This is a genomic window from Lentzea kentuckyensis (assembly GCF_002150765.1).
Lineage (GTDB): Bacteria > Actinomycetota > Actinomycetes > Mycobacteriales > Pseudonocardiaceae > Lentzea > Lentzea kentuckyensis.
Genome location: NZ_MUYM01000009.1, coordinates 122198 through 143087, shown reverse-complemented (window position 1 = coordinate 143087; position 20890 = coordinate 122198). Strand labels below are relative to the sequence as shown.

Annotated in this window: 20 protein-coding genes; 4 read left to right on the top strand and 16 right to left on the bottom strand. The window is 69.3% G+C overall.

Annotated features, from left to right (window positions below; translation table 11 throughout):
* The first annotated feature begins 3 nt into the window (after positions 1-3).
* Positions 4-501 carry a calcium-binding protein gene (locus B0F77_RS06280; protein ID WP_086661802.1) on the top strand — a complete coding sequence of 166 codons (498 nt, stop codon included), beginning with the start codon at positions 4-6 and terminating at the stop codon, positions 499-501.
* On the opposite strand, the gene B0F77_RS06275 is transcribed toward B0F77_RS06280, so the two are convergent.
* The 13 genes from B0F77_RS06275 to pyrR all read right to left on the bottom strand — a co-directional run bounded on the left by B0F77_RS06275 (position 491) and on the right by pyrR (position 16186).
* On the bottom strand, positions 491-3424 hold the full coding sequence (locus B0F77_RS06275) for an AfsR/SARP family transcriptional regulator (RefSeq protein WP_143466593.1): 2934 nt from the start codon (positions 3422-3424) through the stop codon (positions 491-493). The two genes, B0F77_RS06280 and B0F77_RS06275, sit on opposite strands and share 11 nt — an antisense overlap.
* Positions 3425-3549: 125 nt before the next feature.
* Positions 3550-4752, bottom strand: coding sequence for a methionine adenosyltransferase (gene metK, locus B0F77_RS06270; RefSeq protein WP_169730890.1), 1203 nt, complete (start codon positions 4750-4752; stop codon positions 3550-3552).
* A gap of 38 nt (positions 4753-4790) precedes the next feature.
* Positions 4791-6056 carry a bifunctional phosphopantothenoylcysteine decarboxylase/phosphopantothenate--cysteine ligase CoaBC gene (gene coaBC / locus B0F77_RS06265; protein ID WP_086661800.1) on the bottom strand — a complete coding sequence of 422 codons (1266 nt, stop codon included), beginning with the start codon at positions 6054-6056 and terminating at the stop codon, positions 4791-4793.
* A 147-nt stretch (positions 6057-6203) separates the two neighbouring features.
* A complete protein-coding gene (gene rpoZ, locus B0F77_RS06260; protein WP_045313812.1) occupies positions 6204-6482 on the bottom strand; it encodes a DNA-directed RNA polymerase subunit omega in 279 nt (92 codons plus the stop codon).
* A 3-nt stretch (positions 6483-6485) separates the two neighbouring features.
* A complete protein-coding gene (gene gmk / locus B0F77_RS06255; protein ID WP_425435624.1) occupies positions 6486-7082 on the bottom strand; it encodes a guanylate kinase in 597 nt (198 codons plus the stop codon).
* Positions 7079-7396 carry an integration host factor, actinobacterial type gene (mihF, locus tag B0F77_RS06250; protein ID WP_030471603.1) on the bottom strand — a complete coding sequence of 106 codons (318 nt, stop codon included), beginning with the start codon at positions 7394-7396 and terminating at the stop codon, positions 7079-7081. The genes gmk and mihF overlap by 4 nt, the downstream gene beginning before the upstream one ends.
* Positions 7397-7690: 294 nt before the next feature.
* Positions 7691-8515, bottom strand: a complete 825-nt coding sequence (pyrF, locus tag B0F77_RS06245; protein WP_086661799.1) for an orotidine-5'-phosphate decarboxylase — start codon at positions 8513-8515, stop codon at positions 7691-7693.
* Entirely contained in the window at positions 8512-11814 is a 3303-nt protein-coding gene (gene carB, locus B0F77_RS06240; RefSeq protein ID WP_086661798.1) for a carbamoyl-phosphate synthase large subunit, read from the bottom strand. The genes pyrF and carB overlap by 4 nt, the downstream gene beginning before the upstream one ends.
* Positions 11814-12956 (bottom strand): glutamine-hydrolyzing carbamoyl-phosphate synthase small subunit, encoded by a 1143-nt coding sequence (gene carA, locus B0F77_RS06235; RefSeq protein WP_086661797.1) that lies wholly within the window; start codon positions 12954-12956, stop codon positions 11814-11816. The genes carB and carA overlap by 1 nt, the downstream gene beginning before the upstream one ends.
* A complete protein-coding gene (locus tag B0F77_RS06230; RefSeq protein WP_086661840.1) occupies positions 12923-13411 on the bottom strand; it encodes a PH-like domain-containing protein in 489 nt (162 codons plus the stop codon). Before B0F77_RS06230 ends, carA begins: the two co-directional genes overlap by 34 nt.
* The gene (locus tag B0F77_RS06225; RefSeq protein WP_086661796.1) at positions 13408-14688 is read right to left on the bottom strand and encodes a dihydroorotase; all 1281 of its coding nucleotides are present in this window, start codon (positions 14686-14688) and stop codon (positions 13408-13410) included. Before B0F77_RS06225 ends, B0F77_RS06230 begins: the two co-directional genes overlap by 4 nt.
* Positions 14685-15617 carry an aspartate carbamoyltransferase catalytic subunit gene (locus B0F77_RS06220; protein ID WP_086661795.1) on the bottom strand — a complete coding sequence of 311 codons (933 nt, stop codon included), beginning with the start codon at positions 15615-15617 and terminating at the stop codon, positions 14685-14687. The genes B0F77_RS06225 and B0F77_RS06220 overlap by 4 nt, the downstream gene beginning before the upstream one ends.
* Complete coding sequence (gene pyrR / locus B0F77_RS06215) at positions 15614-16186, bottom strand: bifunctional pyr operon transcriptional regulator/uracil phosphoribosyltransferase PyrR (protein WP_086661794.1); 573 nt, start codon at positions 16184-16186, stop codon at positions 15614-15616. The genes B0F77_RS06220 and pyrR overlap by 4 nt, the downstream gene beginning before the upstream one ends.
* Before the next feature lie 257 nt (positions 16187-16443).
* Here pyrR and bldD point away from each other — a divergent pair, with 257 nt between their 5' ends.
* Entirely contained in the window at positions 16444-16932 is a 489-nt protein-coding gene (gene bldD, locus B0F77_RS06210; protein WP_030471611.1) for a transcriptional regulator BldD, read from the top strand.
* Positions 16933-16935: 3 nt separating this feature from the next.
* Here the strand turns inward: bldD and B0F77_RS06205 are convergent, their stop codons facing one another.
* The 3 genes from B0F77_RS06205 to B0F77_RS06195 all read right to left on the bottom strand — a co-directional run bounded on the left by B0F77_RS06205 (position 16936) and on the right by B0F77_RS06195 (position 19410).
* Complete coding sequence (locus B0F77_RS06205; RefSeq protein ID WP_086661839.1) at positions 16936-17706, bottom strand: helix-turn-helix transcriptional regulator; 771 nt, start codon at positions 17704-17706, stop codon at positions 16936-16938.
* The gene (locus tag B0F77_RS06200) at positions 17703-18536 is read right to left on the bottom strand and encodes an alpha/beta hydrolase (protein ID WP_086661793.1); all 834 of its coding nucleotides are present in this window, start codon (positions 18534-18536) and stop codon (positions 17703-17705) included. Before B0F77_RS06200 ends, B0F77_RS06205 begins: the two co-directional genes overlap by 4 nt.
* Before the next feature lie 64 nt (positions 18537-18600).
* Complete coding sequence (locus B0F77_RS06195) at positions 18601-19410, bottom strand: sigma-70 family RNA polymerase sigma factor (RefSeq protein WP_086661792.1); 810 nt, start codon at positions 19408-19410, stop codon at positions 18601-18603.
* 87 nt (positions 19411-19497) lie between these two features.
* Between B0F77_RS06195 and B0F77_RS06190 the strand changes: the two genes are divergently transcribed.
* Both B0F77_RS06190 and B0F77_RS06185 read left to right on the top strand, forming a co-directional pair.
* The gene (locus tag B0F77_RS06190) at positions 19498-20199 is read left to right on the top strand and encodes an SDR family oxidoreductase (RefSeq protein WP_086661791.1); all 702 of its coding nucleotides are present in this window, start codon (positions 19498-19500) and stop codon (positions 20197-20199) included.
* 12 nt (positions 20200-20211) lie between these two features.
* Entirely contained in the window at positions 20212-20856 is a 645-nt protein-coding gene (locus B0F77_RS06185) for an HD domain-containing protein (protein ID WP_086661790.1), read from the top strand.
* Positions 20857-20890 lie beyond the last annotated feature (34 nt).

The following is a 20890-nucleotide window of genomic DNA, read 5'->3' as shown; positions in this document are numbered from 1 at the left end:
ACCATGAAACTCCGCATTGCCGCCGCAGCGCTCGCCATCGGGTTGTGCACCGCCGGTGTCGCTTCGGCCGACGAAGTCCCGCCGGAGTTCCAGAACAGACCCACGCCCGCGGACTGCTACAACGCCGTGCCCACGATCGTCGTCCCCGCTCCTGGGATGGTGACCTTCGGCGGCGTTGGTCCGGACGTGATCGTCGGCACCCCTGGGCCGGACGTCATCTGGGGCATGGGCGGCAACGACATCATCCTCGGGCTCGGCGCCGACGACGAGCTCCACGGCGGCGACGGCAACGACCTGATCTGTGCCGGCTGGGGCAACGACAGGGTTCAGGGCGGCCTGGACGACGACACCGTCTACGGCGAAGCGGGCGACGACAGGATGCGCGGCGGCGACGGCAGAGACCTGCTGTCCGGCGACGCTCACGTGAACGGCGACGCGGGCGACGGCGAGGCCGGCTTCGACTTCTGCACGGCGTCCACGGAGGTCCAGGTCAGCTGCTGACCGACTGCCGCAACAGGATCTCCGTGGCGGGGTCGGGGCGCACTCCGAGCTGCCGCAACGAGTCCAGCACGCGCGCACGGGTCCGCACAGTCCTTTGTGGATTCCGTGCGCGCAACGCGGCGGCGAGCGCGAGCCGGTGCCCGCGTGGTTCGAACGGCTCCAGCGCCAGCGCGCGGTCCGCCAGCCGCCCCGCCTGGGCCGGATCCGCGGTGACGAGGCGCAGTTCGCCCAGCGCCAGCAGGTTGTGCACGTGCCTGGTCCTGATCTGGGCGATCTCGGCCTCACACAGGTCCACCAGATCCGCCAACGGCTCACCACGCCACAACGCGACCGCCTCGTCGAGCCGTTCCGCGTCCCCGAGTTCCTGGAACGACCACAGGTCCACGCTCAGCATGTCGCTGCGGACGAGGCGAATCGTCTCGCCGTCACTGCGCAGGCAGTAGCTGGCCTCACCACCGGCGCGTTCGGGTTCGAGGAGCCGTCTGAGGTGAGTCGTCGTCACGCGCAGGTTCCTCGCGGCGCTGGCGGGGTCGAGTTCGGGCCACAGCAGGTCCATCGCCTGGTCCCGGCCCAGTACCGGGCGCAGCACGAGCAGGCCCAGCAACTGACGGACCCGTGCGCGCCTCAGCTCGGGAGCGTCCGTCGCGACGCCGTTGCGGGTGACGCGCATCGGCCCGAGGACCTCGATGCCGATCGGGTGGTCCGGCGGTGTGGGCACGGTGGCGAGCAGTTTGAGGGCGCCGCCGGCGAGATCCGGGTCGCGGGCGAGCTCGCGGAACCGGCGGTGCGCCGCCGGGCCGACCCGTTCCGCCAGCCAGGTCCCCAGTGTCGTGCTGCCCGCCGCGGCCAGCCGGGTGGCGAGTTCCGCCGACCACGGCAGCGGGAGGAAGCAGAGCGCGTGTGCTTCCGGCAGGTCGGTGCGGGGATCTCCGTTCCTGGCGTTGAGGAACGCACGTCCGGCCGCCCGCGCCCTGCGGTGCGACGGACCCAGATCCGTGTTGTCCCACCGTTCTCTGAGCTCGTCGCTGAGCACGTAGCCCAACGTCAGGAAGCGGCGCAGGTGCCGTTCGGCGAGCTTGATGCTGGCGGGCCATTTCGCCAGGTGCTGCTTGTACAGGTCGCGGGCGAGATCTTCCTCGCCGCGCACGACGGCCACCGCCGCCTGCGCCGCACAGCCCAGCACCGCGTCGCGTGGGTTGTCCTGGCCGGCGATCAGTTCGGGGACGGTCTCACCGAACGACGCGGCGATGACCGTGTGCAGAGCCCGCGCCACGAACTCACCTCGCGCGGTGCTGTCCGCGCCTTTCTCGTGGAACTCAACGGGTTCGCCGTCGAACCAGCGGGCCGCGGCGGCGTGGTGGCTCGCCAGGTCGTCGTCCAGCATGCGTTCGGCGAGTTCGGCGGCGTCCTGGCCGCGGCCGCACATCGACAGGCAGTGGACGTGGAACCGGGTCGTGGACACCGACAACGCCTTGGGCACTTCGGTCGTGGGCGCCTGGGCGAAGTGGACGAGCGCCTCCTCCGGGTCGCCCGCCAGTTCGGCGAGCACCCCGGCGACGCTGTGCCGCAGCAGTCTCAGCACGGGTGACGAGGCCGTCAGCTGTTGTGCCCGGTGAGCCACCGTCGCGAGCCTGGCCAGGTCTCCCCTGGAGTGCGCCGTGATCACCGCCTGCCCCAGTGCCACCGCCGCCGCGTCGTGGTCACCCGCGTCGAGCATCCTGGCGCAGGCGTGGTCCACCAGGCAGTCGATCGAGGGGTCGGTGAAGTCGCTCGCGTGCATCGCCGCGGCTTTGAGCAACAGGAACGCGGGCTCGTCGGCATGTCGTCGCGGCACCGCTTCCAGCCAGCGCCCGGCGGTCGCGCGGGGCAGCACCGACAGCGTGGTCCGCACCAGTTCGATCGCGAGGTCGCCCAGCAGGCGCCAGTCGCCTGCCCGGCAGGCCACCCGGCCGGCTCCGGCCAGTTCTCCTCGCGCCACCAGCACCTCGACCGCCCTGGCGCGCAGGTGATCTGTCGGGACCAGCCCAGCCCACAGGTCGTGGGCGCGGTATCTGCCGTCGTCCAGGCGGTTGACCAGCGGCACCGACCTGGCGAGGTCCTCCAGGCCGGCGGGCCTCCCAGCGACCGCGCAGGCTTCCTCCTCGGTCGCACAGCCGAGCGTCACCAGTGCGGCCAATGCTGTGCGGGTCGGCTCGGAGAGTCTGCTCAGCACCTCCTCCGCCGCGTACCGCCACGAACCGGCGGGTCCCACGGTGAGGGACAGCCTGACGAGAGCGGGCCAGCCGTTCAGGTCGTCGTCGAGTTCGCGGCCGAACCTCCTGGCCAGAGCGGCTGTTTCCGCGTCGGTGAAGGCCAGGTCGGCGGTTCCGATCGCGGCCACCTCACCGGCCGCTTCTCGTCTGGCCAGCCGCAGAGCCGGCGTGTTCCGGCCGGACAGCACCAGGTGCGCGGTGCCGGGCAGGGCGCTCGCGACGGCTTCGAGCAGGCTCGCTCCCGGTGAACCGCCGGGGATCTCGTGCACGTCGTCGAACAGCAGGCAGACGTCGAGCGGCGACTTGCGGCAGAGGGCCGCGAGGACATCTCGTGCGGTGGGCTCCTGGCCGGGATCACCGGTCAGGGCGTCGAGGATCGTCCGGGCGAGCCGGGTCGCGTCCTCGTGGTCCGGCCCGCAGGTGACCCAGGCGTCGATGCCGCGGGGTTCGAGCAGGTTCGCGCGGACCGCCTGGGCCAGGGCGGTGGTCTTGCCGAACCCCGGCCCGGCGACGACCAGCGTGATCGGACGGGTCCAGCGCTGGCGCAGGCGGTCGACCAGGCGCAGGCGGGGCAGCTCGACGTCGAGTGGCCGAGGTACCGCGTGCAATCCGGTCGTGTTGTCCCCCACGGTGAGCGGAGGCGGGAGGCTGGCCGGAAATACGCGCGGCATGCTCGCGCAGGCGTCCCCCCGAGTCGGGAACCCCTGCATCTCAACTTACTCGGGAGGTCCGACAAGATCGGCACAAGCGAAACGGCCCGCCTCCCCTGGGGAAGCGGGCCGCTGCGGGTGCGGGATCAGGCGCCGGCGGCCGTGCGCAGGGCGTCGGCGCGGTCGGTCGACTCCCAGGGCAGCTCGATGTCGGTGCGGCCGAAGTGGCCGTACGCGGCGGTCGGGGCGTAGATCGGGCGCAGCAGGTCGAGGTCGCGGATGATCGCGGCGGGCCGGAGGTCGAACACCTCGGTGATGGCCTGCTGGATCTTCTGCGGGTCGACCGTCTCGGTGCCGAAGGTCTCGACGAACAGGCCCACCGGGGCGGCCTTGCCGATGGCGTAGGCGACCTGGACCTCGACGCGGGTGGCGAGGCCGGCCGCGACGGTGTTCTTGGCGACCCAGCGCATGGCGTACGCGGCGGAGCGGTCGACCTTCGACGGGTCCTTGCCGGAGAAGGCGCCGCCGCCGTGGCGGGCCATGCCGCCGTAGGTGTCGACGATGATCTTGCGGCCGGTGAGGCCCGCGTCGCCCATCGGGCCGCCGATGACGAAGCGGCCGGTCGGGTTGGTCAGCAGGCGGACGCCCGTGGTGTCGAGCGACAGCGCGTCGATCTCGGGCTGGACGACGTGCTCGCGCAGGTCGACGCCGAGGAGCTTCTCCAGGTCGATGCCGTCGGCGTGCTGCGTGGAGATCACGACGGTGTCGAGGCGCACGGGCTGGTCGCCCGCGTACTCGATGGTGACCTGGGTCTTGCCGTCCGGGCGCAGGTACGGGACCGTGCCGTCCTTGCGGACCGCGGTCAGCCGGCGCGACAGGCGGTGGGCCAGCGCGATCGGCAGCGGCATGAGCTCGGGCGTGTCGGTGCACGCGTAGCCGAACATCAGGCCCTGGTCGCCGGCGCCCTGCTTGTCGATCTCGTCGTCCGCACCTTCGACGCGGTTCTCGAACGCGGTGTCGACACCCTGGGCGATGTCCGGGGACTGCGCGCCGATGGCGACGTTCACGCCGCACGAGTGGCCGTCGAAGCCCTTCGCGGACGAGTCGTACCCGATCTCCAGGATCTTCTCGCGGACGATCGTGGGGATGTCCGCGTAGGCCTCGGTGGTGACCTCACCCGCGACGTGGACCTGGCCGGTGGTGACCATCGTCTCCACCGCGACGCGGGAGCGCGGGTCCTTCGCCAGCAGCGCGTCGAGGATCGAGTCGCTGATCGCGTCACAGATCTTGTCGGGGTGTCCCTCGGTCACCGACTCACTGGTGAACAGCCTGCTGCTGTGCTGGCTCACGGACACTCCTTCTTGGCGGGTTGGACTGGTTCAAAAGTCTATCGAGGCGCGGTCAAGCGAGCGGTAACCGCGTCCCACACCGCGGACGCCACTTGCGTCTTCGGCCCGTGGGGTATAGGGGTCTCGGCGCCCTCGCGGGACAGCAGCCACCCGGCGTTGTCCTCCTGCTCGAACGCCTTGCCGTCGCCGACCGCGTTCACCACCAGCAGGTCACAGCCCTTGCGCCGCAGTTTGGCGCGGCCGTAGTCGAGCACCGACGTGGTCTCGTCGCCGGTCTCCGCGGCGAACCCGACGATCACCTGGTTCTCCCGACGTGCGGAAACGAGTTCCACGAGGATGTCCGGGTTCTTCGTCAGCGCGATCGGGTCGGGGTCCCCGTCGGTCTTCTTGATCTTGTGTCCGGTGAGCGACAACGGCCGGAAGTCGGCCACTGCCGCGGCCATCACGACCACGTCGGCGTCCGCCGCGACCTTGTGCATCGCGTCGCGCAGTTGCACGGCCGAATCGACCTTGACCAGGTCGACACCGGGCGGCGTGGCCAGGTCCGCGGTGTTGCCCGCGACCAACGTCACTCGCGCACCGCGCTGGGCGGCCACCCGTGCGAGCGCATAGCCCTGCTTGCCGGACGAGCGGTTGCCGATGAACCGCACCGGATCGAGTGGTTCTCGCGTGCCTCCGGCGGAGATCGCGACGTGCACACCTTCGAGTGTCCGCTGCAGAGCGTCGGATCGCACCAGCAGCAGCCGGGCCAGTTCGACGATCTCGGCGGGATCGGGCAGGCGACCCTTGCCGGTGTCCTTGCCGGTCAGCCGGCCGGACGCGGGTTCGGCGACGACGACACCGCGGCTGCGCAGCAGCTGCACGTTGTGCTGGGTGGCCGGGTGCTCCCACATCTCGGTGTGCATCGCGGGCACCAGCAGGACCGGGCAACGCGCGGTCAGCAGGGTGTTCGTCAGCAGGTCGTCCGCGAGGCCGTGCGCGGCCTTCGCGATGAGGTTCGCGGTCGCCGGTGCGACCACCACGAGGTCGGCGTTCTGGCCGAGCTTGACGTGCGGCACCTCGTGCACGTCGTCGAACGGGTCGGCGGACACGACCTCGCCGGACAGCGCCTCGAACGTGGCGGCTCCCACGAACTTCAGCGCGCCCTCGGTGGGGATGACCCGCACGGAGTGACCGGATTCGGTCAGCCGTCGCAAAACCTCACAGGCCTTGTACGCGGCGATGCCCCCGCCCACCCCGAGAACGATCCGGGGCTTGACGGGGGCATCGACGTCAGATGAAGCGGAACTCAAGCGCTCTCCCATGAGGACGACCGGTTACGACGTCTGCAAGTACTACCAACTCGTGATCAAACCTGTTCGACGAGCGCCGAACAGGTTGGCGGTAGAAAAGTGCCTGTTGATGTTGAGTTGGTGGTACTTGCACGCGCCAGATCCGCCAAGCGAGCGGAACTACTCGCCCTCGGTGTGCTCTAGAAGACCGGCGTGGATCTCGCGGAGCGCGATCGACAGCGGCTTCTCGCGCGGGCCCGGCTCGACGAGCGGGCCGACGTACTCGAGCAGGCCCTCGCCGAGCTGCGCGTAGTAGTCGTTGATCTGGCGGGCACGCTTCGCTGCGTAGATCACCAACGCGTACTTCGAGCTCACCTGCTCCAGCAGGTCGTCGATCGGCGGGTTGGTGATGCCCTCCGGGGAACCGGTCAGGTGACCGAGCTCGGTGTGGGTGATCACTCGTCAATCTCCTGAAATTCGTGGTCCGACCATCAAGGATAGCAAGTCGGCGGCGGCCGACTGCACGTCGGCGTTCACGACGACCTCGTCGAACTCCTTTTCGGCCGCCATCTCCTCGCGGGCGATGGCCAGCCGGCGCTCGACGACGTCCGGATGTTCGGTGCCCCGGCCCGTCAACCGGTCGACCAGGTGCTCCCAGGACGGGGGCATCAGCATGACCAGCTGGGCCTCGGGCATGGCCACGCGGACCTGCCGCGCGCCCTGCAGTTCGATCTCCAGGAGCGCGGGACGGCCCGCGGCCAGAGCTTCTTCGACGGGCCGGCGAGGAGTTCCGTAGCAGTTACCGGCGAACTCGGCGTGTTCGAGGAACTCGCCGGCTTCCACCATCTGCTGGAACTTCTCGCGGTCCACGAAGTGGTAGTGCACTCCGTCGACCTCGCCCGGCCTCGGCTTCCTGGTGGTCGCCGAGACGGAAAAGTAGACATCGGGCTGCTGCCTGCGCAGCTCCGCCAACACGCTGGACTTGCCAACGCCCGACGGCCCGGACAAGACGGTGAGGCGGGAACGGGCAACACCCGTTCCCGCCTCGGTGCCAATCACTCTCCGCTGAACTCGGAGAGCAGGGCCTTGCGCTGACGGTCACCGAGACCGCGCAGGCGACGGCTGGGAGCGATCTCGAGGCGCTCCATGATCTGCTGCGCGCGCACCTTGCCGACGCCCGGCAGGGCCTCGAGCAGCGCGGACACCTTCATCTTGCCCAGGACCTCGTCGCTCTCGGCGGCCTTGAGCACGTCCGTCAGGGTCGTGCCGCCGCGCTTGAGGCGCTCCTTGAGCTCAGCCCGAGCGCGACGAGCGGCAGCAGCCTTCTCCAGCGCTGCGGCTCGCTGCTCCTCGGTAAGCTGGGGAAGAGCCACGATTTCCTCCGTGGTGTGGATTCTTTTCGGATCGGTGCCGCGACCGTACCGACCGCAATTGCCTGAGTACAACGTGACCCAGTCAGGTAAATCTTCAGCGGCCATGATTGCGGCGGGTGGTAGTAGTACCAACACCCTCCGGCGGCCTGATCACTGCCCTCCGGCAACTCGTCGCGCACTCAAGGTGTGCTATGAGGCCGGTGACCAGCGGGGCAGCCGGTGGGCTGGACCCTACCAACACATGTTTCCCCAGGTGAGCGCGCCACACCCCAAAAGTTGTGGCGCGCCCCTGCCCTAGAGGCCCTCCTGCACCCTTCGCACGGCGCTGACCAGCGACGATACGTCCGGGCCATGCCTGAGAACATCTCGTGAAGAAGTCGGAAAGACGTTGCGCATGTCGGGTCCGAAGAGGCGTTTTAGATCAGCCACCGAGCCTCCCTGAGCACCGAAACCGGGGGCCAGGATCGGTCCGTTGAACCCGGAGAGGTCCACATCCGTTTCACCGATCGTGGCACCCACGACGAGACCAACATCGCCGCACGGGGAAATGCCGGAATTCCGAGCGGAGGCGAAATCGATGATCGTCCGCGCCACCGTTCGCCCGTCCGGAGCAACCGCGTGCTGGACCTCGGCACCCTCCGGGTTCGACGTGAGCGCCAGCACGAACACACCCCGGCCAGTCGCCCGCGCCGTGTCGAGGGCCGGCTGGAGCGAGCCGAAGCCGAGGAACGGTGAGAGCGTGACCGCGTCCCCTGCCAGCGCGGACCCGTCGCCCAGGTACGCCTCGGCGTACGCGGCCATGGTCGAGCCGATGTCGCCGCGCTTGGCGTCCACCAGCACCAGGGTGCCGGAGTCGCGCAGGTCCGCGATCACCCGTTCCAGCACGGCGACCCCACGAGACCCGTAGGCCTCGAAGAACGCCGCCTGCGGCTTCACCATCGCCACCTTGCCGCCGAACGCCTCCACGGCCGTCAGAGCGAACCGTTCGAGGCCCTCCGCGGTCCGGGAGAGGCCCCAGGCGTCGAGCAGGCTCGGGTGCGGGTCGATCCCGACGCACAGGGGTCCGTGCGCCGCGGCGGCCTTCGCGAGCTTGTCCCCGAAATTCGACACAGACGTCATGCGTCTCCCCTCAGCGCGGCCTGCAGTGCCTGCAACGGCTGCACCCCGATGTCACCGCGGATCAGCGCCTCGATGCCGTGCACGGCCGCGGCGGCACCCTGGATCGTGGTGACACAAGGGATGTCCTTCGCCACAGCGGCGGTGCGGATCTCGTAGCCGTCGACCCGCGGGCCGCTGTTGCCGTACGGCGTGTTGAAGATCATGTCGATCTCGCCGGCCAGGATCATGTCGACGACGTTGCCGTCGCCCTCGAAGTGCTTGCGCACCTCGGTGCAGTCGATCCCGTTGCGCTTCAACACCTCCGCCGTGCCCGCGGTCGCCAGGATCTGGAACCCGAGGTCGGCCAGGCGCTTGACCGGGAAGATCATCGCGCGCTTGTCGCGGTTCGCGAACGACACGAAGACCTTGCCGGACGTCGGCAGCGAGCCGTACGAGGCCGTCTGCGACTTCGCGAACGCCTTGCCGAACGACGAGTCGATGCCCATGACCTCGCCGGTGGACTTCATCTCCGGGCCCAGCAACGAGTCCACGCCGTGACCCTCGGGCGTGCGGAAGCGGTGGAACTGCATGACCGCTTCCTTGACCGCGACCGGCGCGTGCTCGGGCAGCCGGGCACCGTCACCAGTGGCCGGCAGGATGCCCTCCACGCGCAGTTCCGCGATCGTGGCGCCGAGCATCACGCGCGACGCGGCCTTGGCCATCGACACGGCCGTCGCCTTGGACACGAACGGCACCGTGCGCGACGCACGCGGGTTTGCCTCCAGGACGTACAGGACGTCGTCCTTGAGGGCGTACTGGACGTTCAGGAGCCCGCGCACACCGATGCCACGCGCGATGGCCTCGGTGGACCTCCGCACGTTCTCGATGTCGGAGGCGCCCAACGTGATCGGCGGCAGCGCGCAGGAGGAGTCACCGGAGTGCACACCGGCTTCCTCGATGTGCTCCATCACACCACCGATGAACACCTCGTCGCCGTCGCACAGCGCGTCGACGTCGATCTCGATGGCGTCGTCGAGGAACCGGTCGACCAGCACCGGGTGCTCGGGCGTCACCTCGGTCGCGCGGGCGATGTAGCCCGACAGCGACTCCTCGTCGTACACGATCTCCATGCCCCGGCCGCCCAGGACGTAGGAGGGCCGCACGAGGACCGGGTAGCCGATCTCGTCCGCGATCTCCTTCGCCTCGTCGAACGACGTGGCCGTGCCGAACTTCGGCGCGGGCAGACCGGCCTCGGTCAGCACCTTGCCGAACTGGCCGCGGTCCTCGGCGAGGTGGATCGCCTCGGGCGTCGTGCCCACGACCGGAACGCCGGCGTCGGCCAGGCGCTGCGCCAGACCCAGCGGCGTCTGGCCGCCGAGCTGCACGATCACGCCCGCGACCGTGCCGGAACGCTGCTCGGAGTGCACGACCTCCAGCACGTCCTCGAACGTCAGCGGCTCGAAGTACAGGCGGTCCGACGTGTCGTAGTCCGTCGACACCGTCTCCGGGTTGCAGTTGACCATGACGGTCTCGTACCCGGCCGCCCGCAACGCCATCGCCGCGTGCACGCACGAGTAGTCGAACTCGATGCCCTGCCCGATGCGGTTCGGACCGGAGCCCAGGATCAGCACCTTCGGCTTCTCCCGCTGCTCGGCCACCTCCGTCTCGGCCTGGGGGTCGAGTTCGTACGCGGAGTAGTGGTACGGCGTCTCGGACTTGAACTCCGCCGCGCACGTGTCGACCGTCTTGTAGACCGGTCGCACGCCCAGACGGTGCCGCAGTATGCGCACGCCGTCCTCACCGGCGAGCTCCGGCCGCAACACGGAGATCTGCCGGTCGGACAGACCAGCGCGCTTCGCCTTGCGCAGCAACGGCTCGTCCAGCACCGGAGCCTCCAGCAGCTCCGTGCGCAACGTGCCGAGCCAGGCGATCTGCTCGATGAACCACGGGTCGATCCCCGAAGCCTGGTAGACGTCCTCAATGGACGCGCCCAGCCGGAGAGCACGCTCGACCGTGTACAGGCGGCCGTCGTGACCGCGATTCAGTTGTGCCAGGACGCTTTCGAGCGTAGTGCCCTCCGGGTCCGGCTGCGTCCAGAAACCGACCGATTTCGTTTCCAGCGAACGCAGTGCCTTACCCAGCGCCTCGACGAAGTTGCGGCCGATCGACATGGCCTCGCCGACCGACTTCATCGTGGTCGTCAGCGTCGGGTCCGCACCGGGGAACTTCTCGAACGCGAACCGCGGCGCCTTCACGACCACGTAGTCGAGCGTCGGCTCGAACGACGCCGGGGTCTCCCCCGTGATGTCGTTGGTGATCTCGTCCAGCGTGTAGCCGATGGCGAGCTTCGCGGCGATCTTGGCGATCGGGAAACCGGTCGCCTTCGAGGCCAGCGCGGACGAACGCGACACCCGCGGGTTCATCTCGATGACGACCATGCGGCCGTTCTCGGGGTGGATGGCGAACTGGATGTTGCAGCCACCCGTGTCGACGCCGACCTCGCGGATGACCTGGATGCCGACGTCGCGCATGTGCTGGTACTCGCGGTCGGTCAGCGTCATCGCGGGCGCGACCGTCACCGAGTCACCGGTGTGCACGCCCATCGGGTCGATGTTCTCGATCGAACAGATGACGACCACGTTGTCGTTGCGGTCGCGCATCAGCTCGAGCTCGTACTCCTTCCACCCGAGCACGCTCTCCTCGATCAGCACCTCGGTGACCGGAGACTCCTCCAGGCCGATGGCCGCGAGGCGCTCCAGCTCCTCCTCGGTGTACGCCATGCCGGAACCGAGGCCGCCCATGGTGAACGACGGGCGGATGACGACCGGCAGCCCCAGCTCCGCGACCGTCTTGCGGACCTCGTCCATCGTGTTGCAGACGGCCGAACGCGGGACCTCGGCGCCGATCCCCCGGACCAGGTCCTTGAAGATCTGCCGGTCCTCGCCGCGCTGGATGGCGTCGATGTCCGCGCCGATCAGCTCGACGTTGTACTTCTCCAGCACCCCGCGCTCGTGCAGCGCGATGGCCGTGTTCAACGCCGTCTGCCCGCCCAGCGTCGCCAGGATCGCGTCCGGGCGTTCCTGCGCGATGACCTTCTCCACGAACTCGGCCGTGATCGGCTCGATGTAGGTGGCGTCGGCGAACTCGGGGTCGGTCATGATCGTCGCCGGGTTGGAGTTCACCAGGCTGACCCTGATGCCCTCCTCCCGCAGCACCCGGCACGCCTGGGTGCCGGAGTAGTCGAACTCGCACGCCTGACCGATGACGATCGGGCCGGAGCCGATGACCAGGATGTGCTTGAGATCAGTCCTCTTCGGCATCAGCGGGCCTCATTCATCAGCGTCACGAACTCGTCGAACAGGGGCGCGGCGTCGTGCGGACCGGCCGCGGCCTCGGGGTGGTACTGCACGGAGAACGCCGGCGCGTCGAGCAGCCGGACGCCCTCGACGGTGCCGTCGTTGGGGCAGTAGTGCGACAGCACGGCGCGGCCGAACTCGGAGGAGAACTCCTCCCCCGGCGTGCCCTCCAGCGCGAACCCGTGGTTCTGCGAGGTGATGGCGACCTTGCCGGTGGTCACGTCGATCACCGGGATGTTGATGCCGCGGTGGCCGTAGCGCATCTTGTACGTCCCGCGGCCGACCGCGCGGCCCAGGATCTGGTTGCCGAAGCAGATGCCGAACAACGGCAGCTTGCGGCCCAGCGCCTCCTTGGTGAGCGCGATCGCGTGGTCCTGCGTCGCCGGGTCACCAGGACCGTTCGACAGGAACAACCCGTCCGGGCTGACCTTGAGGATGTCCTCGAAGGACGACGTCAACGGCAGCACGTGCACCTCGATGCCGCGCGCCGCCATCATCCGCGGGGTGTTCGACTTGATGCCCAGGTCGAGCGCCGCGACGGTGAACTTCTTCTCGCCGATGGCCTCGACCACGTAGGGCTTGTTGGTAGTGACGTCGACCGCGAGGTTCGCGCCGACCATCTGCGCCGAGGCCTTGACCTGCTCGACCATCGACGCGTCGTCGGACAGTTCGGCGCCGGAGAACACCCCGGCCCGCATCGCGCCCTGCTCACGGATGTGGCGGGTCAGCGTCCGGGTGTCGAGGCCCGCGATGCCGACGATGCCCTGGTTGGTCAGTTCCTCGTCCAGGCCGCGCTTGGACCGCCAGTTCGACGGCGTGCGCGCGGGGTCCCGGACCACGTACCCGGCGACCCAGATCTTCGACGACTCGTCGTCCTCGTCGTTCCAGCCGGTGTTGCCGATCTGCGGAGCGGTCTGCACCACGATCTGGCGGTGGTAGGACGGGTCGGTCAGGGTTTCCTGGTACCCGGTCATGGCCGTGGAGAACACGACCTCGCCGAGCGAGACGCCGGTCGCTCCGTACGCCTCACCGCGGAAGACGCGACCGTCTTCCAGCACCAATGCCGCGTTCGTCACGCCTTGCCTCCCACGAGTGCTGCTACCCATTCGTCGTAAACGTCTTTGTCATCGCCACGGAAACCCGTGTCGAACAGGTGGCCCTGGTTCTCCCACTGGACCACCAGCAATCCCTCTTCGCTGAACATGACCTTCCCGGCGAGCCCGCGATCGGTGCGGGCGTCCCGGATGGACTCGGCGGGGATGAAGATCGGCGTCGCGCCAACACGTTCGATGGCGACGCCCTCCGGCACGAGGCTCAACGTGGCCTCTGCGCGGTGGCCGATGTCACCGACCTGGATGCGGTCCTGCCAGTTGCCCGCGTTCGTCGTTCCGATGTAGACGCCCGTGGTCGCCAGCTTCGCCGCGCCGAGGGCCGACGGTGTCGCGGGGAACGCGGGGAGGTCGGCCTGCTCGCGCTGGCGTCGCTTCCAGCCGTGCCACATGCCGTAGACGCACAGCGCGAAGAAGACCAAAACCGCCACGGAGAGGAGTACGCGGGTCATTCCGCAATCCTTCCCGCCTGTGCGGTCACCCGGCCACGCAAGATGGTCGCCGTCACCGCGGCGGGCAACTCCATGCCCTCGAACGGGGTGTTGCCCGCGATGCTCGCGAGCTCCGCGCCGTTCACCGTCCACGTCGCGTCCGGGTCGACCAGCACGAGGTTCGCGGGCTCACCGACCGCGATCGGACGGCCCTGGTCGGTCAGGCCGGCGATCTCGGCGGGCTTCTCGCTCATCACCCGCGCGACGCCGCGCCAGTCCAGCAGGCCGGTCTTCACCATCGTCTCGACGACGATGCCGAGTGCGGTCTGGAGGCCCAGCATGCCGGGCCGCGCGGCCGACCACTCGCAGTCCTTGTCCTGGATCGCGTGCGGGGCGTGGTCCGTGGCGACGCAGTCGATGGTGCCGTCCGCGAGCGCCTGGCGCAGCGCGTCGACGTCGGCCTGCGTGCGCAGCGGCGGGTTGACCTTGTTGACCGGGTCGTAGGTGGAGAGCCGGTCGTCGGTCAGGATCAGGTGGTGCGGGGTGACCTCGGCGGACACCTTGGTGCCGCGTGCCTTCGCCCACTTCAGGACGTCGGCCGTGCCGGTGGTGCTGACGTGGCAGACGTGCAGTTTCGCGTCGACCTGCTTCGCGAGGATGCAGTCGCGGGCGACGATCGACTCCTCGGCCGCCGCCGGCCAGCCCTGCAGGCCCAGCCGCGACGCGTTCTCCCCCTCGTGCGCCTGGGCGCCGATGGTGAGGCGGGGTTCCTCGGCGTGCTGGGCGATCACGGCGCCCAGAGCCTTGGAGTACTCCAGCGCTCGGCGCATGATCAACGGGTCGTGCACGCAGTGGCCGTCGTCCGAGAACACCCGCACGTTGGCCTTGCTGTTGGCCATGGTGCCGAGCTCGGCGAGCTTCTCGCCCTTGAGCCCGACGGTGACGGCGCCGACCGGGTGGACGTCGACCAGGCCGACCTCCTGGCCCCGGCGGACGACGTGCTCGACGATCACCGCGTTGTCGGCGACCGGATCGGTGTTGGCCATGGCGAAAACGGCGGTGTAGCCACCGAGAGCGGCGGCTCGCGAACCCGTTTCGATGGTCTCGGTGTCCTCGCGACCCGGCTCACGCAAGTGGGTGTGCAGGTCGACGAAACCGGGCAGAACGATCGCCCCGTTGCCTTCGATGATCTCGGCGTTGTCATCCGCACCTTCTGCGATCACGCCGTCGCGGATCAGCAGATCGATCGGTTCCCCCTCGCCGTAGGGCCTAACTCCCTTGAGCAGCAAGGGCTTCACGCGTTTTCCTCCTCGTGGGCGAGCAAGTGGTACAGCACGGCCATGCGCACGTGGACACCGTTGCGGACCTGCTCGGTGATGGCGGCCTGCGGGCTGTCGGCGACGACGGAGGCGATCTCCATGCCGCGCAGCATCGGGCCGGGGTGCAGCACGACGGCGTGGTCTGGCAGCAGCTTCAGGCGGCGTTCGTTGAGGCCGTAGGCGATCGAGTACTCGCGGGCGCTCGGGAAGAACCCGCCGTGCATCCGTTCGGCCTGCACGCGCAGCAACATCACCGCGTCCTGCGACGCCAGCACGCTGTCGATCTCGTGCGAGACCGTGACCGGCCACTTCTCCACGCCCGTGGGCAGGAGCGTGGGCGGGGACACCAGCGTGACCTCGGCACCGAGCGTGGTCAGCAGGTGCACGTTCGACCGCGCGACCCGGCTGTGCAGGACGTCGCCGACGATCGCGACGCGGCGGCCGTCGAGGCTGCCGAGGCGGTCGCGCAACGTGGCGGCGTCGAGCAGCGCCTGCGTCGGGTGCTCGTGCATGCCGTCGCCCGCGTTCACGACGGACGTGTTCGTGTGCTTGAGCCAGCCCGCGAGCCGGTGGGCCGCACCGGACGCCGGGTGCCGCACGATCACGCAGTCCGCGCCGGCGGCCTGCAACGTGAGCGCGGTGTCCCGCAGCGACTCGCCCTTGCTGACGCTGGAACCGGAGCTGCTGACGTTGATCACGTCGGCCGACATCCACTTGCCCGCGATCTCGAACGACACCCGCGTCCGGGTGCTGTTCTCGTAGAACATCGTGATCACGGTGCGTCCGCGCAACGTCGGCAGCTTGCGGACCTCGCGGCCGAGCAGCGCCTGCTTCAGGCGGTCGGCGGTGTCGAGGATCGCGATGGCCTGATCGCGGTCGAGGCCGTCCGTGGAGAGCAGGTGCTTCACTTCAGCACCACTCCGTCGCGGCCGTCGAACTCGTCGAGCATGACGACGACGTCCTCGTTCTTGGACGTCGGGAGGTTCTTGCCGACGTAGTCCGCGCGGATCGGCAGTTCGCGGTGGCCGCGGTCGACCAGCACGGCGAGCTGCACCGCGCGGGGACGGCCGTGGTCGCGCAGGGCGTCGAGCGCGGCGCGGATGGTGCGACCGGAGAACAGCACGTCGTCCACGAGCACGACGAGCTTGTCGTCGATGCCGCCCTCGGGCAGCTTCGTCGTCTCCAGCGGCCTCGTCGGGCCACGGCGGAGGTCGTCGCGGTAGAGCGTGATGTCCAGAGTGCCTTCGTGCACCTGGCGGCCGGAAAATTCGGCGATCTTAGCGGCCAGACGGCGTGCGAGGGGGGCTCCCCGGCTGGGAATACCCATCAAGACGACGTCGGGTGCGCTCGGTGCATCGAGAGCGGTCTTCTCGATGATCTGATGGGCCATTCGGGCGACAGTGCGCGCGACATCACCGGCCGACAGGATCTCGCGATCCCCGGCCGGATCCGTCGCGCCACGTTGACGTGACGCCACGGCTGGACCTCCTTCCCCGCCTCACTGGACGGGTCCTTAAAGGACGTCGGACACCTGGTAACAACCAGGCTGACCTGCACCGTATCACCTACGGACGGTCAGCCGTCCGAGTGGTGTCGCCCGCGTGGCGAGCGTCTCTCCCCGAGATCAGCTTGACCTGCCGACCACGGCGAGTAATCATTACTCTGCGTATCGATCTAAGCCTCCCCGCAGCACGCCCGTACTGCTGACGGGGCGAATGAACGGAGAACCGCCACATGGGCGACTACGCCAAGGCGCTGGGGGCCAAGCTCCGCGCTATCCGCCAGCAGCAGGGCCTGTCCCTGCACGGCGTCGAGCAGAAGTCCGGCGGTCGCTGGAAGGCCGTGGTCGTCGGCTCGTACGAGCGCGGTGACCGCGCGGTGACCGTGCAGAAGCTGGCCGAACTGGCCGACTTCTACGGGGTTCCCGTCGCCGAGCTCCTGCCCGAGGGCCGCGTACCGTCGGGTGCCGAGCCGGCCACCAAGATCGTGATCAACCTGGAACGGCTCCAGCAGCTGCCGGTCGAGAAGGTCGGCCCCCTGGCCCGCTACGCCGCGACCATCCAGTCGCAGCGCGGCGACTACAACGGCAAGGTCCTCTCCATCCGCACCGAGGACCTGCGTTCGCTGGCGATCATCTACGACATGACGCCGGGCGAGCTCACCGAGCAGCTCATCGACTGGGGCGTGCTTCCCCCCGAGGCCCGTCCCGCCAAGGAAGACTGAGCTTCACTTCCCGTTCGGAGTAGTGGCTCCCTCACGTCCTGTTAGTCGCCCTGAGGACGTCGAGGGGGCCATTGCTGCATTCAGGGGGTCCAGCGTCGCCGGACGGGTGGCGTGGGCGGCGGTCGAACCGCGCAGCAGCTCGCTCAGATCGTGACGCTGTGCATGCTCACGGGTGGTCACCGCCGAGATGATCCGATCCAGCCGGAAGCCACGACCGGCCCGCCGGGTCCGGCACCACGCGATCAGGTACCACCGGCCGTCGGTGGTGAGCAGCCCGGCGGGTTCCACCAGGCGATCGGTTTCCCGCCCAGCCGCGTCGACGTAGGTCAGGCACAGCACCGTGTTCGTGGCCAGCGCCTGGTGGACCGCCGCACGGACCTGAGCATCCGTGCGGGACGGCAGAGCGACGATGCGGGCGGCGAGTTCACCGGCCGCGGCGGTCGCGGGACCGTTCAACACCGCCGCGATCTTCTGGAACGCCGTGCGGGCGGCATTCGAGCCGTCGGCCCCGGCGAGCGCGGCGGCCAGCACCGATGCCTCGTCCGGGGTGAAGTGGATCGGTGGCAGGGTCATCGCCGGGTCGATCGACCAGCCTCCGCCGCGCCCCGACGTGATCCGTACCGGGACGCCGGTCTCCATCAACGCCTGCAAGTCGCGTTGCACGGTCCGTGTGCTGACGTCGAGCCGTGCGGCGAGGGCCGCGACCGTCAACGATCTCGGCGCCGCCGCGCGCAACTCCTCCACCAGCGCGTAAAGCCGGGCGGTGCGGTTCACCACCCCGATCCTGCCAAGAACTCCCGCTCGCGTCGCAGCTCCCGTTCGGTGATCGTCAGCGGATACAGCGTGAAGCCGTGGATCGCGCCGGCGACAACGCTCAGCCGCACGGACGCCTGCCACCGCTGGGCCAGGGAGAGGGAGTCTTCGAGCAGCGGATCTTCGGCGCCGACGACGATCCGAGCGGGCGGCAGGCCGGTCAGATCGGCGAACACCGGCGAGATCTCGGGGGCTCGGCGCTGCTCGGCGGTCATCTTCGGGGCGAACTGCTCATACGTGCGTTTCAACCTGTCGGTGCCGGGCTTCGACAGGTCGTACGCACCGAACACCAGGTTCGCCGCCCGGAAAACCCCTGGCAGGCGCAGCAACGTCAGGACGCTCAGGTGCGCGCCCGCCGACTCACCACCGATCAGCAGCCTGCTCGTGCCGAACTCGGCCTCGGCGTGCTCGGCCAGCCACCGCGCGACCGCCTCGCAGTCGTCGGGCGCGGCGGGGAACGGGTGCTCGGGCGCCAGGCGGTACTCGACGCTCACCACGGCCAGCCGCGCCTCTTCGGCCAGCCTCCACAACCGCTCGTCCTGCCCGTCCGCAGAGCCGAACGACCAGCCGCCGCCGTGAACGTGCAGGTAGACGCCATCAACGTGGTCCGGCGTGAACACCCTGACCGGCACACCCGCGACGACGCGGTCCCGGCCCTGCGGCAGCCGCACCGGCGGGGTGTCGCCACCGAGCCGGTTGCGGCGCAGGACGTCCAGCGGTGCCTCCCGCGGCTGGAACCTCCTGGTGAACTCCAGGGTTTCGGCGAGGCAGTCCTCATCGGTGAGTTTCATGCCGCGGACGTTCGCACCCGTCCGCGACACCGTCCTGTCACCCTTTCCGAGTGAGCCGTGCCACTCACGGCACAAGCGCGGCAAGTTGGTCCCTGTCCTGGATCACGTGGATCGCGGCGATTCGCCCGTCGCGAACGGTGAAGGCCATGACCGAGAACAGCACACCGCCGACCCAGCTGACGAAGCCGGCCTCGCCACCGATGACCGCGAACTGGACCTCCGCCGTCGTGGCGAACTTGCGGAACATGCTGGCCCGACCGGCCACCGTGCGTCCGCCGATGACCTCCAGGGCCCCCGCGCGCAGCACGACGTCCGGGTGCAGGACCGAGACCAGGCCCTCCAGGTCGCCTTCCTTCGACGCCTTGAGGAACGCCTGCACCACTTCCCGCTGCTTCGGCAGGTCGACGTTGGGCTGCGGCCGGTCCTGCACGCGTTTGCGCGCACGGGACGCGAGCTGGCGTGTGGTCGTGGGCGTCTTGTCGATCAACGGCGCGATGTCGTCGAACGGCACGGCGAACATGTCGTGCAACACGAACGCCAACCGTTCATCGGGCTTCAAGGTGTCCAGCACGATCAGCATCGCCAGCCCGACCTCGTCCCTGGCCACGGCCTGGTGCTCGGGCTCCTCCCGCGTGTCGATCACCGGGTCCGGCATCTCGAACGCGTGCTCTCGCCGGTCGCGCAACATGTTCAGGCACACCCGGCCGACCACGGTGGTGAGCCAGGCCGCCGGGTTCTCCACCGTGCTCGTGTCGGCGCGCTCGACCCGGAGCCACGCCTCCTGCAGCGCGTCGTCGGCCTCGGCGAACGAGCCCAGCATCCGGTGGGCGACCGCCCGCAACCGCGGACGCTCCTGCTCGAACTGCGCGATCACAACTTCCCCCTGTGGCCTGGCACACACCGTGTCACGTTCCCGAGCGCCGCCGGGTCGACCGGGCAACGACTCACTTGGAGGGTAACCATGAAGATCCTCGTCACCGGCGGCACCGGCACTCTCGGCCGGCACGTGGTGCCCCTGCTGCGCGCGGCCGGCGCGGAGGTCACGACGCTGAGCAGGCACGGCGACATCGCCTGCGACCTGCTGGCTGGCGACGTCCCCCGGATCGACGCCGACGTCGTGGTGCACCTCGCCGGTGGCCAGAAGGGCGACGACTGCGCGACCCGCAACCTGCTCGCGGCGTGTGCGGGCGTGCGTCACTTCGTCTACATCTCGGTGATCGGCGCGGACACCGTGCCGCTGGCCTGGCTGCGCACCAAACTCGTCTGCGAGGAAGAGATCGCCGGCTCGGGGATCCCGTTCACGATCCTGCGCGCCGCCCAGTTCCACGACCTCACGCTGACCATGGTGCGAGGCCTCGCGAAGCTGCCGATCGTGCCGGTGCCGGGCATGCGCCTGCAGCCGGTCGACGTACGCGACGTGGCCGCGCGGATCGTGGAACTCGCCCTCGGTACGCCTGCCGGACGCGTCACGGACATCGCCGGACCCGCGGTCTACGAGATGAAGCAGCTCGTGCAGGACTACCTGACCACCGCGGGAAAGCGCCGTCTCACCGTGCCGGTGCGGCTGCCGGGCAAGGCCGGGAAGGCCTATCGGGGCGGGCAGAACCTGACGTTGGACGGCGACCACGGAACCCGCACATGGGAGGAGTTCCTGGCAGGCTGAGATGCTGGCGAGGTGACCACTTCCGACGCAGAACTCCTCGCCGATCGCAACCCGCTGCCGTCCGGTCTGGACGACCGGCTGCGCGACCACCTCACGTTCCTGATCGAGGTGGACAAGCTGAAGACCGTGCTGCGGGCATCCCCTCTCGCGGCGGCCGAGCGGCGGGAGAACGACGCGGAGCACTCGTGGCACCTCGCGCTGATGGTCATGGTGCTCGCGGAGTACGCCGACGAACCGATCGACGTCGGCCACACGATCAAGCTCGTGGTGGTGCACGACCTCATCGAGATCTACGCCGGAGACACGCCGATCTACGACACCGAGCTCGGCGTGAGTCAGCAGGAACGCGAAGAAGCCGCCGCGGACCAGTTGTTCGGCATCCTGCCCGGCGATTCGGGGCGAGCCCTGCGCGAGCTGTGGGACGAGTTCGAGGCGCGAAAGACGCCGGAAGCGCGGTTCGCGAAGGCCATGGACCGGCTGCAACCTCTGTTGCTCAACTGGATGGCGAAGGGCGGTACCTGGCACACGCCCGGTGTCACCGCGAACGCCGTGCGCGGCCGCAAAGCCGTGATCGGTGAGGCGTCGACGTCGCTCTGGGACGCCGCCGTGCACCTGATCGACGAGGGAGAGCGCCGCGGCTGGGCACGTACCGACTGAACGCCGGACGGCCCGCTCACCCCGAGGCGAGCGG

Bases quoted from the DNA above. Each gene is read 5' to 3' on its own strand.
- coaBC (WP_086661800.1), bottom strand. From the start codon at position 6,056: ATGGGAGAGCGCTTGAGTTCCGCTTCATCTGACGTCGATGCCCCCGTC.
- carB (WP_086661798.1), bottom strand. From the start codon at position 11,814: ATGCCGAAGAGGACTGATCTCAAGCACATCCTGGTCATCGGCTCCGGC.
- B0F77_RS06190 (WP_086661791.1), top strand. From the start codon at position 19,498: ATGAAGATCCTCGTCACCGGCGGCACCGGCACTCTCGGCCGGCACGTG.
- B0F77_RS06230 (WP_086661840.1), bottom strand. From the start codon at position 13,411: ATGACCCGCGTACTCCTCTCCGTGGCGGTTTTGGTCTTCTTCGCGCTG.
- B0F77_RS06200 (WP_086661793.1), bottom strand. From the start codon at position 18,536: ATGAAACTCACCGATGAGGACTGCCTCGCCGAAACCCTGGAGTTCACC.
- B0F77_RS06275 (WP_143466593.1), bottom strand. From the start codon at position 3,424: ATGCCGCGCGTATTTCCGGCCAGCCTCCCGCCTCCGCTCACCGTGGGG.
- pyrF (WP_086661799.1), bottom strand. From the start codon at position 8,515: ATGACGTCTGTGTCGAATTTCGGGGACAAGCTCGCGAAGGCCGCCGCG.
- bldD (WP_030471611.1), top strand. From the start codon at position 16,444: ATGGGCGACTACGCCAAGGCGCTGGGGGCCAAGCTCCGCGCTATCCGC.
- B0F77_RS06280 (WP_086661802.1), top strand. From the start codon at position 4: ATGAAACTCCGCATTGCCGCCGCAGCGCTCGCCATCGGGTTGTGCACC.
- carA (WP_086661797.1), bottom strand. From the start codon at position 12,956: ATGGGTAGCAGCACTCGTGGGAGGCAAGGCGTGACGAACGCGGCATTG.